The sequence below is a fragment of the Aminobacter sp. AP02 genome (genome assembly GCF_003148805.1).
Taxonomy (GTDB): domain Bacteria; phylum Pseudomonadota; class Alphaproteobacteria; order Rhizobiales; family Rhizobiaceae; genus Aminobacter.
In genome coordinates, this window is the sequence record NZ_QGGX01000011.1 from 92,819 (window position 1) to 105,767 (window position 12,949).

Sequence of the window (12,949 nt, forward strand, 5' to 3'; positions counted from 1 at the left end):
TCATCCTTTCATCAGGCGTGTGACGTGGGCGGCGACCGAAAAGGCCAACCCGTGAAGATCGTAGCCGCCTTCCAGCAGGCTGATAAGGCGATTGCCACAATGGTGTGCAGCACTATCCATCAATTGACCCGTCGCCCAGTCGAAATCGTCTTCCGTCAGATTGATCTCGGCGAGCGGGTCGCGATGATGCGCGTCGAAGCCGGCCGAAATGATGATGAGGTCGGGCGCAAATCGGTCGAGTGCCGGCAAAACGCGCGAGCGCATCGCCTCGCGGAAATGCTCGCTGCCGGTATTGGGGGCGAGCGGGGCGTTGACGATATTGCCCGCGCCGGTCTCGCTTTTGGCGCCGGTACCGGGAAACAGCGGCATCTGGTGGGTGGAGCAATAGAGCACCGACTTATCGTCCCAGAAAATGTCCTGGGTGCCGTTGCCGTGATGCACGTCCCAATCGACGATCGCCACCCGTTCGGCGCCGTGCTTGCGCTGGGCATAGCGCGCGGCGATCGCTGCATTGTTGAACAGGCAAAAGCCCATCGCCGCGGTCTTTTCGGCATGATGGCCCGGTGGACGCGAGGCAACGAAGACATTGCTGATCTTGCCTGAGAAGACATCGTCGACGGCGGCGTTGGCAGCGCCGATCGCGGTGACCGCCGCCTGCCAGCTTTTCGGGCTCAGCATCGTGTCGCCGTCGATGGTGGCCAAACCCTCCCTGGGCACTTGCCGGCGAACATTTTCGACAAATTTTTCGGGGTGAACGTAGAGAATCGTCTGCTCGTCGCCTTCTGGCGCTTCGGCGCGATCGAGCATTTCGAAAGGCTCGTCGTTGAGCGCGCGCTCGATGGCGCGCAGCCTGTCGGGCCGCTCGGGATGCCCGGGCGTCGTCAGATGCTCCAGATAGATGGGATGGGAATAGAGCCGCGTGGTCATCACCCACCTTATCAGCAATGGCGAACCAGACCACGCAGTACCTGCCAAACCCTGGGGAAAACGGCAGCCGCGTCACTACCGAGGCGTAAGTCCGCTTCGACAGGGACGCTTTGAAGGCCGCAGCACTCGACATGTTTGCCGCAGGCGGAAAAGATCAACTGGCGCGCTTGCCGTCCACAAGTAGCCCTTCCATGAGCCCGCGGAAAGCCTTCACTGCCTTCTTCGACGTGGCGCCGGGGTCATCGGAATTGGCGATCCACTGGGCGGCATAAAGCGAGGCGCCGCTGATCAGCCGCGCCATGGCCTCAGGGTCGATGTCGCGTATGACGCCCTCCTCCTTCAGCGCGGCAAGGTTCCTCGTTATGGCCGAAATACAGGCGTTGGCGTTAGGCCATTGCGCCGGATCGCCGAGGACCGCCGGTCCGTCGCGGAGGACGATGCGTTGGATCTCCGGCTCCAGCGCCATTTCAACGTAGCCGATGTTTTCGTCTAGGAAGCCCTGCCAGCGAGTCTTGGCCTTGGCCGAGATCGCGTCGAGGCGCGACGACATCTCTTGGTCGATCTGGGCGAGTACCGACTCGAACAGTCCCTTCTTGTCACCAAAGTGATGGTACAGCGCACCGCGCGTGAGCCCTGCCTCGGCAGTGAAATCGTCCATCGAGGCGTTGGTATAGCCCACCGTCGCGAATGCCTTGCGACCGGCCGCAATCAGCTTGGCACGCGTTTCGGCAATCATCTCGCTACGGGTTTTGTGCGCGGTCTTCATCGTTCATTCCCTACCGCGCCGTCCTCACATACGACACGTATCTTTTTTTACATACGACACGTATGGTAATTGACATACGTAGCGTATGCAATTATTTACTTCGCATACGCCACGTATGTAAGTGGCGCACCCTCAAGTTTCCAGGAGTGCTCCAATGCACAATCCTTATGGTGACATATTCAGAGTTCCCGGGACCAAAGGCTTCGCAGCGGCGGCCTTCGTCGCGCGCTTGCCGATCGCCATGGCTCCCATCGGCATCGTCGCCATGCTGTCGCAGACGCACGGCCAATACTGGCTCGCCGGCGCGGTCGCGGCCACCTTCGCCCTGACCAATGCCTTTGCCGCCCCTCAGATCTCGCGCTGGATCGACCGACACGGCCAGACTGCCGTGGCAGTGCCCACCACGGTCATCTCCGTCATCGCCTTCGCCATGTTGCTCATTGCGACCCGCTATGCCTGGCCCAGCTGGACGCTGTTCGTCTCGGCTTTCCTGGCGGCGGCCATGCCAAGCATCCCCGCAATGGTGCGGGCGCGCTGGACCGAAATCTTCCGCGACCGTCCGGAACTCAATACCGCCTTCGCCTTTGAATCGGTCGCCGACGAAATGGTCTACATTGCCGGTGCCTCGCTTTCGGTCGGCCTGAGCGTCGCGTTCTTCCCGGAAGCCGGAATGCTGGCGAGCACGCTATTCCTGGCGCTGGGCATGGCAGCTTTCATCCTGCAACGGTCGAGCGAACCCAAGGTCAGGACGCCGGGCCTTGCAGGCGCCGGCTCGGCGATCATGTTGCGGCCTGTCCAGATCATAACGCTGGCCCTCGTCTTCGTGGGCTTCATCTTCGCCACAGCAGAGGTGGGCGCCGTAGCGATCACCAAGGAACTCGGCCAGCCGACCGCCGCCAGTCTCGTCATTGGCGTCTACGCCGCCGGTTCCCTCGTCGTCGGCCTGATTGTGGGTGCATTGAACCTGCGAGCACCGAAGCAACGCCTGCTCGCCATCGCGATCGCCATAGCGGCACTGACCACACTGCCGTTGCTGGTCGCCAACACTGTGCCCTTGCTCGCGCTCGCCATCTTCTTCAGCGGGGTGGCGATCTCGCCCACCTTCATCATGGCCTTCGGCCTCATCGAGCGACGCGTGCCCGAAGCCATGCTGACCGAGGGCATCACCTGGGTGATGGCCGGCATCGGCATCGGCATGGCACTGGGCGCATTCGTGGCTGGTTGGGTCGTTGACAATTTTGGCGCACAAAACGGCTTCTGGGTGTCCGTGGCCGCAGGCACGATCTCCTTCGTTATCGTCCTGCTGGGTCAGAAGGCGCTTGCCGGCGAGCAGGAAAGCGAATTACTGCAAGCTACTCCGCAAGCAGCGGAATGACACCCGCAAGATTACAGCAAGCGCTCCCGCTGCGAGCCGCCGCTTCAGGCGGCTCGACTGCCTTCGAAATCTCAGTTACTTCTGTCCCCGGTGACATCAATGCGTAATCCATACATCGAAATCTTCACCGCGCCAGGCGCCAAGGCCTTTTCGTCTGCCGGCTTCATAGCGCGCCTGCCGCTGGCCATGATCACGCTCGGCATCGTCACGATGCTGTCGGAGACGCATGGAGAGTACTGGCTCGCCGGCGCGGTTGCGGCGACCTTCGCTTTTGCCAACGCGCTCATTGCACCCCAGGTATCGCGGCTCGTCGACCGCTACGGGCAGCGCCGCATTCTCATCCCCGGCACCATTGTCGCCGTCTCCGCCTTGAGCGGGCTGATGCTAGCCACGCACTACTCGGCACCCAACTGGACGCTGTTCGTGTTTGCCGTGCTGGCCGGCACCATGCCCAGCATGAGCGCATTCGTTCGTGCGCGCTGGACCGAGATTTATCGCGGCTCCTCGAAGCTGCACACCGCCTTCGCATTCGAATCGGTCGTCGACGAAGTCATCTTCATGACAGGCCCGATCGTCGCCATTGGCCTCAGCGTCGGCGTTTTCCCTGAAGCAGGACCACTTGTCGCCACCATGCTGCTCGCCTTCGGCAACTTGCTGTTTGCAGCACAACGCTCGACGGAGCCTCCCATTCACGCCCAGGACATCAGCGGCGGAAGTTCTGTGATTCGTCTCGGCTCGATGCAGATCCTGGTACTGACGCTGGTTGCCATCGGTGCGATCTTCGGTACCGCCGAAGTGACGGCCGTTGCCTTCGCCGAAGCCCAGGGCGACAAGGCTGCCGCGGGCTTTGCGCTGTCGGCCTACGCCGCAGGCTCGCTCATCGCCGGGCTTGCCTTCGGTGCGCTCAAACTGAAGATTCCGCTGCCGAGGCAACTGCTGCTGGCTATCACGCTCGCCGCACTCACCACCTTGCCCTTGCTGATGGTCGCAAACATCCCGACGCTCGCCGTGGTCCTGTTCGTTGCCGGCGTCGCCGTCTCGCCGACCATCATCATCTCGATGGCATTGGTGGAGCAGTTGGTTCCTTCGTCAAAGCTCACCGAAGGCATGACCTGGGCGATCACCGGCATCGGCATCGGCATGGCGCTGGGATCGTCGGCGTCGGGGTGGGTCATCGACGAGTTCGGCGCCACCAGCGGCTTTTTCATTTCGATGCTTGCCGGTCTGATGGCCTTGCTCACCACTCTGCTGGGCCAGGGCAATCTTCTGCGGTCGGCACGCGGCTTGGCTGCGGTCCCCGCCGAATGACAAAACAGCGCGGCTCGCTACGGCGGGCCGCGCTCTTCACGCATTCTTGGGCGCACCGTCCCAGCGTGAAGCCTCGCCCGAGCCGAACGCCTTTTCCTTCAGCTCGCTGAATTTGGACGACGCCTCCTCCAGCGTGCGGTCCCATTCGGGATTGGGCACCTGGCCGTCGATGACCTTGAAATAGACCTGCATCAGCGAAGCGACCGCAAAGGGTTCGATCAGCGCCGATTTGAACGCCCAGGCAAAGACGACCGCGAGCACAAAGCCCCAGCCGCCAAGTTCGCCGGGCATGAAGTACAGGATGGCTCCGGCGGGTGCGAGCATGAACAGGAAGACCGCCAAGGTCACGCCCCAGGCGACCAGCGACAGCCACATCGCATTCCGGATCATGGTCTTGCCGTTCTGGGCGTAAAGCACGATGCCCTGTCGCGCGCTCTGCCAGGGCGAGGTGCTGCCGATGCGGATATTGTAGCCCAGGACGATCTCGTCGACATAGGTCAGCGACATGCGGATCACGGTGTTGATGAACCGGACCAGCCCGCCGAGGCCCGGGATTGGCAGGAAAGCGGCAATGCCACCGACCAGTGTGGTGATGGTGCGGATCACTCCCTTCACCAGTTGATCAAGCACGAACAGGACGCTGGCCTCACTGAAGCGCGCCGTGACGACATCGCGGGCATAAGAGAGTTGATCCTGACCGTCGGGGACATCGCGCCCGTCGATCAGATGGACCATGACGGCGATATGGCCGGCCTTGACGATGTAGAGAATGTATTCGCGGATGCAGAAGACCGCGATCGAAACCACGCCGAAGCCGGCGATGCCGCCCCATAGCGCAAACGACATCGCGCTTTCAGGATCTGCTGCGGCATGTCCTAACCCATAGCCGAAGCCGGCGCCTGCCCCCGTCGCCACGATATAGGCGAGCGTGATGCCGAAATAGACGGCCATGCGCAGCACGATGAACGGCCAGGTGCGCGCCATGATCGCCAGGCTTTGGCCTATGCTGAAATCCCACATCCCGACTCTCCCCCAAGAGCGGCCATGAGAATGCGCTGCGGCTCGCGGAAGTCAATCACCCCCCGCCGAGCCAATGGAGATCAGCGGATTTCGGTCTTGGCAATGCGGATGCCGAAGCCCTCGAGGCCGACATAATGGCGCTCGCGCGAAGCAATCAGGTTGATCGAGGAGATGCCGAGATCCTTGAGGATCTGGGCGCCCAGGCCGATCTGCCGCCATTCGTCCTCGCGGTGGCGCGCTTCTTCATGGTCCTCACGCTCCGCTGCCGGGCGGTTGCGGCCGAGATTGGAAACGCCGACCGAACCTTCACGCAGGTAGACGATGACGCCACGGTTGCATTCGCCAAAGCCCTTCATGATATCGCCAAGGCGATTGCTGGTGCCGAACACGTCAGTCACCACGTCCTCGGTGTGCAGGCGCACCGGCACTTCCTCGCCGTCGCGGATGTCGCCGAAGACGATGGCGAGATGGTGCATCACATCCCAGGGCAGCGTGTAGGTGATGGCCTTCGCCTTGCCTGCCGGGGTTTCGATGTCGAAGGCGCTGACGCGTTCGATCAGCGTTTCCTGGCGCTGGCGGTAGGCGATGAGATCGGCGACCGACACCTGCTTGAGGCCGTTCTTCTCCGCAAAGGCGGCAACCTGCGGGCCGCGCATCACCGTGCCGTCGTCGTTCACCAGTTCCGAGATGACGCCGACCGGCGGCAGGCCAGCGAGCTTGCACAGGTCGACGGCGGCTTCGGTATGCCCCGAACGCATCAGGACGCCACCCTCGCGCGCGATCAGCGGGAAGATGTGGCCGGGGCGGACGAAGTCCGAGCCGCCGACATTGCCATTGGCGAGATTGCGCACGGTCAGCGTACGGTCCTCGGCCGAGATGCCGGTCGTGGTGCCATGCTTGAAGTCGACAGAGACGGTGAACGCCGTCGTATGCGCTGAATCATTGTCGGCGACCATCGGCGCAAGGTTCAGACGCCTTGCGTCCTCCTTCAGCATCGGCGTGCAGACGATGCCGGAGGTGTGCCGCACGATGAAAGCCATCTTCTCGGCCGTGCAGTGAACGGCGGCAACGATCAGGTCGCCCTCGTTCTCGCGCCCGTCGTCGTCCATCACGACCACGATCTCCCCGCGCTCGAAGGCTCTCAGCGCTTCGACGACTTTCTTTTGATCGTAGGCCATGGCGGGGTCACTCGGTGCGTTTGTTTGTTCTGGAGCAGATTAGGGCATGTGGGCAGTAAGGCAGTAGGTTTTTTTGCATGTAGGGCAAATTGCCCTACGCCCTTACTGCCCTACTCCTTAGATTCTTCCCGTTTGTCCGCGATGGCGGAGATAGTGGTCGGCAATCGCGCAGGCAACCATTGCCTCGCCGATCGGCACGGCGCGGATGCCAACGCACGGATCATGCCGGCCCTTGGTCATCACATCGACGTCCTTGCCGTCCTTGTCGATGGACTTGCGCGGCGTCAGGATCGACGAAGTCGGCTTGACGGCGAAACGCGCGATCACAGCCTGTCCTGTCGAGATGCCGCCCAATATACCGCCGGCATGATTGGACAGGAAGTGCGGCACCCCGTCATTGCCCATGCGCATCTCGTCGGCGTTTTCTTCGCCGGTGATCCGCGCGGCCTCAAAACCGTTGCCGATCTCGACGCCCTTGACGGCGTTGATCGACATCAGGTTGGAGGCGATGTCCTGGTCGAGCTTGCCATAGATCGGAGCTCCGAGCCCCGCAGGCACGCCCTCAGCGACGATCTCGATCACCGCGCCAACTGACGAGCCAGACTTGCGGATGCCGTCGAGATAGTCGGCGAATAGCTGGACTGAACCGGCGTCCGGCGTGAAGAAGGGGTTTTCGGCGCTGCCGATGAAATCCCAGTCCCAGTTGGCGCGGTCGATCGACTTGACACCCATCGACACGAGGGCACCACGCACGACGAGCCCTGGCACGATCTTGCGTGCGATCGCGCCGGCCGCCACGCGCGCAGCCGTCTCGCGCGCCGACGAACGTCCGCCGCCGCGATGATCGCGCAGGCCGTATTTGACGTCGTATGTGTAGTCGGCATGACCCGGGCGATACTGCCGGGCGATCTCGCCATAGTCCTTGGAACGCTGGTCGACATTTTCGATCAGCATCGAAATCGGCGTGCCGGTGGTCACGAGCGTTTCGCCGTCGTCGTCCACAATGACGCCCGACAGCACCTTGACCTCGTCGGGCTCGCGGCGCTGTGTGACGAAACGCGACTGGCCCGGCTTGCGCTTGTCGAGTTCGTCCTGGATATCCTTCAGCGCGAAGCGGATGCCGGGCGGGCAGCCGTCGACAACACAGCCAAGTGCCGGCCCATGGCTTTCGCCCCAGGTGGTCACGCGAAACAGATGGCCGAAGGTGTTGTGCGACATGCAATGGGCCCTTTCCGGCAGGTGCCGGGGTATGGCGGCGTTCTAGCGCATGGCCCCGAAAAGTAAAATTCCTTTTCGCAAAAGGAACCTAGGCGGTTCCAGCGACGAAACATCCCAAGTGCGATCCAAACCGATGCGGAGCGGTCAACTCGCTGTTTTAGCGGTGGTCAAACTGTGATCGGAGCAGATTTAGTTTTGACACATTCGGTTGGTTTCTGCTTCCTTCCAACCGCCCCATTGTGGTTTGCCTCGCGCTTTGCGGGGCGCAGAGAAAAAGAGGACGACAATGCGTACCCTTATTGGCGCCGTTGCAGCCGTGCTCATGATGTCAGGTGCAGCACTGGCCGCCGAAGCCGAAGGTCAGGTCAAGTCGGTCGACAAGGAAAAGTCGATCATCACCCTCGACAACGGCAAGACCTACAAGCTGCCGGGCGAGTTCGATGTCGACAACATCAAGCCGGGCATGGATATCCTGCTGGCCTATGACGTGGTCGAGGGCGAAAACCTCATCACCGACATGGAACTGCCGCAGTAAGAAATCGGGCCGCCGGCTTCACAGCCAGTCGAGGCGGCCGTTTTCCACTTTCAGCACGCGGTCTTGGGGGATCTCCAGGGCCGCGGCTTTGTTTTTGGGCAGGTCTTCGACAAGCCTGAAGATCGCGCGCATGACGCCGCCATGGGTCACGCAGACCGTTGGCCGCGCAACCCCCATCAGCCATGGCCGGATACGTCGGGTGAGCATCTCGTAGCTCTCCGCCTCCGTGCCCGGCGGCACAAAATCCCATTTGTTCAGTTGCCGCGTTTCACTCGCGCCAGGCTCGTGAGCCTCGAGTTCGGCAAAAGTGAAGCCCTGCCAATCGCCGAAATTCACTTCGACCAGTCGCGCGTCGGTGCGGTAGGCCAAGGTATCGAGCCCCATGGCAGCACGAACGCGCTCCATGGTCTCGCGCGTGCGCCGCATCGGGCTTGCCACGAAATCGAAGGCCTGGGGCTCAGCGAGGAGCTCGGCGAGCCGGCGGCCGTTACGGTCGGCCTGTTCGCGCCCGACCGCATCGATGTCGATGTCGGCCTGCCCCTGCAGGCGCTGCTCGGCGTTCCACGGCGTCTGCCCGTGGCGCACGAAATAGATGAGCGGGGTCATGGCGAAGCTGCGCGGGAAGGATCAGTCCTTCACGGCGGCGATGTCGGGCGCGTCGACGGCCTTCATGCCGACGACATGGTAGCCGGAATCGACGTGATGCACTTCGCCGGTGACGCCGCGCGACAGATGCGACAGGAAATAGAGCCCGGCGTCGCCGACCTCTTCGATCGAGACCGTACGGCGCAGCGGCGCGTTATACTCGTTCCACTTCAGGATGTAGCGGAAATCGTCGATGCCGGACGCGGCGAGCGTCTTGATCGGGCCGGCCGAGATCGCGTTGACGCGGATGTTCTTCGGGCCAAGGTCGACGGCGAGATATTTGACGCTCGCCTCGAGCGCGGCCTTGGCCACACCCATGACGTTGTAGTTCGGCATGACCTTTTCGGCGCCATAGTAGGTCATGGTCAAAAGCGAGCCGCCATCGGTCATCAGCTTCTCGGCACGCTGGGCGATCGCCGTGAAGGAAAAGACCGAGATATCCATGGTGCGCAGGAAGTTGGCATGGCTGGTGTCGACGTAACGGCCGGTCAGCTCATCCTTGTCGGAGAAGCCGATGGCGTGGACGACGAAATCGAGCTTGCCCCACTTCTTTTCCAGCGCCTCGAAGCAGGCGTCGATGGTCGCCATGTCGGTGACGTCGCAATGGCCGCACACGAATGCGCCGATTTCGGCTGCCAGCGGCTCGACGCGCTTCTTCAGTGCATCGCCCTGATAGGTGAATGCAAGCTCAGCGCCCTGGTCGGCGCATGCCTTGGCGATGCCCCAGGCAATCGATCTGTTGTTGGCGACGCCGAGAATAAGGCCGCGCTTGCCGGCCATCAGGCCCTGTCCACCCGCCATGTGAGCGCACTCCAATCAATGATTTGTTTTGCAGAGCCTATCGCATAGGCAATCTGCACCTTCAAGCTTTCATGCAACCATCGTCGCAAGGCCAGGGCCATGGACCTCGGACGTGACGCAAGCCTTGCGTCAGTCGGCCGACTTGCGCAGCAGTTCCGCGAGCGCCGCATCGCCGCCTTCAGGCAGCATGACACGGACGTGGGCATAAAGGTCACCGTGGCCGCCTGCCTTTTCGGGCAGGCCGCGGCCCTTGAGGCGCAGCACCTTGTCGGAACTCGACCACTCGGGAATTTTCACCGCCAGCCGGCCGGTGGGCGTCTCGACCGCCGCCTTTGTACCGAGCACCGCGTCCTTGAGGCTCACCGGCAGGTCGACATGCAGGTCCCTGCCCTCGACTCGGTAGCGCGGATGACGGCGAAACCTGATCTTGACCAGTGCGTCGCCGGCACCGCCAAATCCCTGCTCGCCCTGGCCCTTGAGCCTGATCGTCTGGCCGTCCTCGACGAATTCCGGCAGCTTGACCGCGAGCTTGCGGCCGTCAGGGAACATCGCCGTGACCTTTGGCGCGGTCGCGGCTTCCTCGATGGTCACATCGAGCGTGACATTGACGTCCGCTCCCGGCTGGGCGCGCTGCCCGCCGCCACCCATGCCGGCCCCGCCACCTGCCCCCGGGCCAGGTCCCTGGCCGCGCTGGCTGAACGAATCGCCGAAAATCTGGCTGAAAATGTCACCGGCATCAAAAGACGCGCCACCCGGACCGCCGGAACGGAATTCAAATCGCGATCCGCCAGGCCCCGCCTGCTGACGGCGAAAGCCGCCGAAAGGGTCACCGCCTGCGGCACCTTCGAAGCCATGGAAGCGCTGCTTGCCCTCGGCGTCGATCTCGCCGTGGTCAAAGGCCGCCTTTTTCTTCTCGTCGCCGAGAATCTCATAGGCTTGGTTCGCGGCGGCAAAGCGTTCCTTCGCCTTCGGATCATCAGGGTTCTGATCCGGATGATGCTTCTTGGCGAGCTTGCGATAAGCCGCCTTTATGTCCTTGGCCGAGGCGTTCTTGGCAACGCCCAGCACCTCATAGGGGTCGCGCATGTCTCATTCCATAATAGAGAAAAGGGTTGGTCCCTTCCTATATGCGCTCGGCTAGGAAGAAATTCCAGAGGCGGAGTGCCGCGGACTTCACACAGGTTCGAATGCCAGCATCTGCCAGGCCCCGGCTCCGGCGGAACAAATCTCGCCCTTGAACAGTCTTACGCCATCAAAGCTTTCGCGCGAGACGGCGAACTCACGACACAGAACACCACGCTCGGTGCTTTCCACAAGCGCGCTGATGGCACCGCGCGAACCGGTGTCGGCATTGGCCCAGGGGATCGCCTGCCCCTTCAACTCGGCGACGTCGGCGGACGAAACCGCGTTGCGGATGGTCGTCTCGTCGGCCAGCCGATTCGCATCGGTGGTCCTATTCACATCGTCGGGAATCTTGTTGGTCACCAGGCTGCGATCCACCTCCGCCTTGTCCAGGCTGAAGCCGCCGGCACCACAGGCGCTGATCGTCGTCAGGCTAAGCAGCAGCAGCACCTTGAAGGATCGGAACCCGAATTGTGGGAGGCAATGGCCCTCAAAGGCTTGCGCGAAGCGCGACAATAGGCATTCTCCCGGTCGGAAATGGCAGGACGAGTAAGCTATGACGGACACAGAGTTAACAAGCAGTGACTTCACGGAGAGCGCGGAGCCTTTCCGGCTTTTTGCCGCGTGGCTGAAGGATGCAACGGCCAGCGAGCCGAACGATCCGACGGCACTGGCATTGGCGACCGTCGATACCGACGGACTGCCTGACGTGCGCATGGTGCTGCTCAAGGGATTCGACGAACATGGCTTCGTCTTCTACACCAATTTCGAAAGCGCCAAGGGCCGCGAAATCCTCGCGACGATGAAGGCGGCGATGTGTTTCCACTGGAAATCTCTACGCCGCCAGGTTCGGGTGCGCGGCCCGGTGGAAATCGTCACCGACGCGGAAGCCGACGAGTATTTCGCCACGCGCCCGCGCGGCAGCCGGATAGGCGCCTGGGCATCGAAGCAGTCACGCCCGCTCGAAAGCCGCTTCGCGCTGGAGAAGGCGGTCGCCGAATACACCGCCCGCCATGTCGTCGGCGAAATCCCGCGGCCACCGCATTGGTCTGGTTTCCGCATCGTGCCGAGCCAGATCGAATTCTGGCACGATCGCCCATTTAGACTGCACGACCGCATCGTCTTCACCCGCACCGCCGACGGCGGCTGGGAAAAGGACCGGCTCTATCCGTGACGTGCGTTACCCTCCCCGTTGCTGGAGGGCCTGCGAACTAGCGATGCGAAGCGAGCGCGACGGCGTAGGACTTCATCGCCTACCCCGGTCCGCTTGGCGATCGGGTTGAGGGAAATCAGCCCTTCTTGCGCGACATGAAGGCAACGAGCGCCGCACGCGCCTCGTCAGACTTGAGCCGGGCGCGGAAATGCGCGCCCTCTTCCTTGATGCGCGCGACAAGCTCCGAGCGGTTCCCGCGCATCAGGTCGCGCGCGATCTTCAGTGCCTCGGGTGGCTTGGCAGCGATCTCGCGGGCGGCGGCAAGCGTTGCCGCTTCCAGTTCGTCTTCGGCCACGACCTTGTAGATCAGTCCCGAAGACTGCGCACGTTCGGCGCTGAAACCCTCGCCCAATCCGAGCAGCGCAAAGGCGCCCTGGAGTCCGAGCACCTGTGGCGCAAGCAAGCTCGAACCGGCCTCGGGCACCAGCCCTAGGTCGACGAAAGGCGTGCGGAAAATGGTTCGGGGCGTCGCGAACGTCAGGTCGCAATGGAGGTTGATCGTCGTGCCGATGCCAACGGCGATGCCGTCGACACCCGAAATGACGGGCCTTTCGGTGCCGGCCAGGGCAAGCAGGAAATCCCATACTTCGCCGCCGCCTTCGCCGCCCGTCGCAATCGCCATGAAATCGGCAAGGTCGTTGCCGGACGAGAACGCGCCGGGGACGCCGAGGAAGACATGGCAGCGCACGGCTGGATCGGCGTCGCCCGCGGCAAGCGCCGCCGCCATCTCGGCATACATGGCGCGGGTGATGGCGTTTTTCTTGTCCGGACGGTTCATCCGGATGATCTGCACGGCGTCCTGCCGTTCGATGAGAATGTGGTCGCTCACGTCAGTCTTGTC

Annotated in this window: 14 protein-coding genes; 4 read left to right on the forward strand and 10 right to left on the reverse strand. The window is 62.6% G+C overall.

The window, feature by feature from the left end:
• Both C8K44_RS15725 and C8K44_RS15730 read right to left on the reverse strand, forming a co-directional pair.
• Complete coding sequence (locus tag C8K44_RS15725; protein ID WP_109576745.1) at nucleotides 1–927, reverse strand: histone deacetylase family protein; 927 nt, start codon at nucleotides 925–927, stop codon at nucleotides 1–3.
• A gap of 154 nt (nucleotides 928–1,081) precedes the next feature.
• Nucleotides 1,082–1,693, reverse strand: a complete 612-nt coding sequence (locus C8K44_RS15730) for a TetR/AcrR family transcriptional regulator (protein WP_245417500.1) — start codon at nucleotides 1,691–1,693, stop codon at nucleotides 1,082–1,084.
• 154 nt (nucleotides 1,694–1,847) lie between these two features.
• Between C8K44_RS15730 and C8K44_RS15735 the strand changes: the two genes are divergently transcribed.
• Entirely contained in the window at nucleotides 1,848–3,068 is a 1,221-nt protein-coding gene (locus C8K44_RS15735) for an MFS transporter (protein WP_109576746.1), read from the forward strand.
• Nucleotides 3,069–3,167: 99 nt separating this feature from the next.
• Nucleotides 3,168–4,376, forward strand: a complete 1,209-nt coding sequence (locus tag C8K44_RS15740) for an MFS transporter (RefSeq protein ID WP_109576747.1) — start codon at nucleotides 3,168–3,170, stop codon at nucleotides 4,374–4,376.
• 36 nt (nucleotides 4,377–4,412) lie between these two features.
• On the opposite strand, the gene C8K44_RS15745 is transcribed toward C8K44_RS15740, so the two are convergent.
• From C8K44_RS15745 to aroC, 3 genes are all read right to left on the reverse strand, one after another.
• Nucleotides 4,413–5,396 (reverse strand): hypothetical protein, encoded by a 984-nt coding sequence (locus C8K44_RS15745; RefSeq protein WP_109576748.1) that lies wholly within the window; start codon nucleotides 5,394–5,396, stop codon nucleotides 4,413–4,415.
• A gap of 80 nt (nucleotides 5,397–5,476) precedes the next feature.
• Entirely contained in the window at nucleotides 5,477–6,574 is a 1,098-nt protein-coding gene (ribB, locus tag C8K44_RS15750) for a 3,4-dihydroxy-2-butanone-4-phosphate synthase (protein WP_109576749.1), read from the reverse strand.
• Between the two features lie 117 nt (nucleotides 6,575–6,691).
• The gene (gene aroC, locus C8K44_RS15755) at nucleotides 6,692–7,792 is read right to left on the reverse strand and encodes a chorismate synthase (protein ID WP_109576750.1); all 1,101 of its coding nucleotides are present in this window, start codon (nucleotides 7,790–7,792) and stop codon (nucleotides 6,692–6,694) included.
• 286 nt (nucleotides 7,793–8,078) lie between these two features.
• Here aroC and C8K44_RS15760 point away from each other — a divergent pair, with 286 nt between their 5' ends.
• Nucleotides 8,079–8,327: a DUF1344 domain-containing protein gene (locus C8K44_RS15760; protein ID WP_109576751.1), complete on the forward strand. Its 249-nt coding sequence runs from the start codon at nucleotides 8,079–8,081 to the stop codon at nucleotides 8,325–8,327.
• An 18-nt stretch (nucleotides 8,328–8,345) separates the two neighbouring features.
• Here C8K44_RS15760 and C8K44_RS15765 read toward each other — a convergent pair whose 3' ends face one another.
• From C8K44_RS15765 to C8K44_RS15780, 4 genes are all read right to left on the reverse strand, one after another.
• Entirely contained in the window at nucleotides 8,346–8,933 is a 588-nt protein-coding gene (locus C8K44_RS15765; protein ID WP_109576752.1) for a histidine phosphatase family protein, read from the reverse strand.
• Between the two features lie 21 nt (nucleotides 8,934–8,954).
• Complete coding sequence (gene fabI / locus C8K44_RS15770) at nucleotides 8,955–9,773, reverse strand: enoyl-ACP reductase FabI (protein ID WP_109576753.1); 819 nt, start codon at nucleotides 9,771–9,773, stop codon at nucleotides 8,955–8,957.
• 129 nt (nucleotides 9,774–9,902) lie between these two features.
• Complete coding sequence (locus tag C8K44_RS15775; RefSeq protein ID WP_109576754.1) at nucleotides 9,903–10,859, reverse strand: J domain-containing protein; 957 nt, start codon at nucleotides 10,857–10,859, stop codon at nucleotides 9,903–9,905.
• A gap of 87 nt (nucleotides 10,860–10,946) precedes the next feature.
• Nucleotides 10,947–11,411, reverse strand: a complete 465-nt coding sequence (locus C8K44_RS15780) for an RT0821/Lpp0805 family surface protein (RefSeq protein WP_245417501.1) — start codon at nucleotides 11,409–11,411, stop codon at nucleotides 10,947–10,949.
• Nucleotides 11,412–11,451: 40 nt separating this feature from the next.
• On the opposite strand from C8K44_RS15780, the gene pdxH reads away from it, so the two are divergent.
• Nucleotides 11,452–12,069, forward strand: coding sequence for a pyridoxamine 5'-phosphate oxidase (gene pdxH, locus C8K44_RS15785; protein ID WP_109576755.1), 618 nt, complete (start codon nucleotides 11,452–11,454; stop codon nucleotides 12,067–12,069).
• Between the two features lie 115 nt (nucleotides 12,070–12,184).
• On the opposite strand, the gene C8K44_RS15790 is transcribed toward pdxH, so the two are convergent.
• Nucleotides 12,185–12,937, reverse strand: coding sequence for a crotonase/enoyl-CoA hydratase family protein (locus tag C8K44_RS15790; RefSeq protein WP_109576756.1), 753 nt, complete (start codon nucleotides 12,935–12,937; stop codon nucleotides 12,185–12,187).
• Nucleotides 12,938–12,949 lie beyond the last annotated feature (12 nt).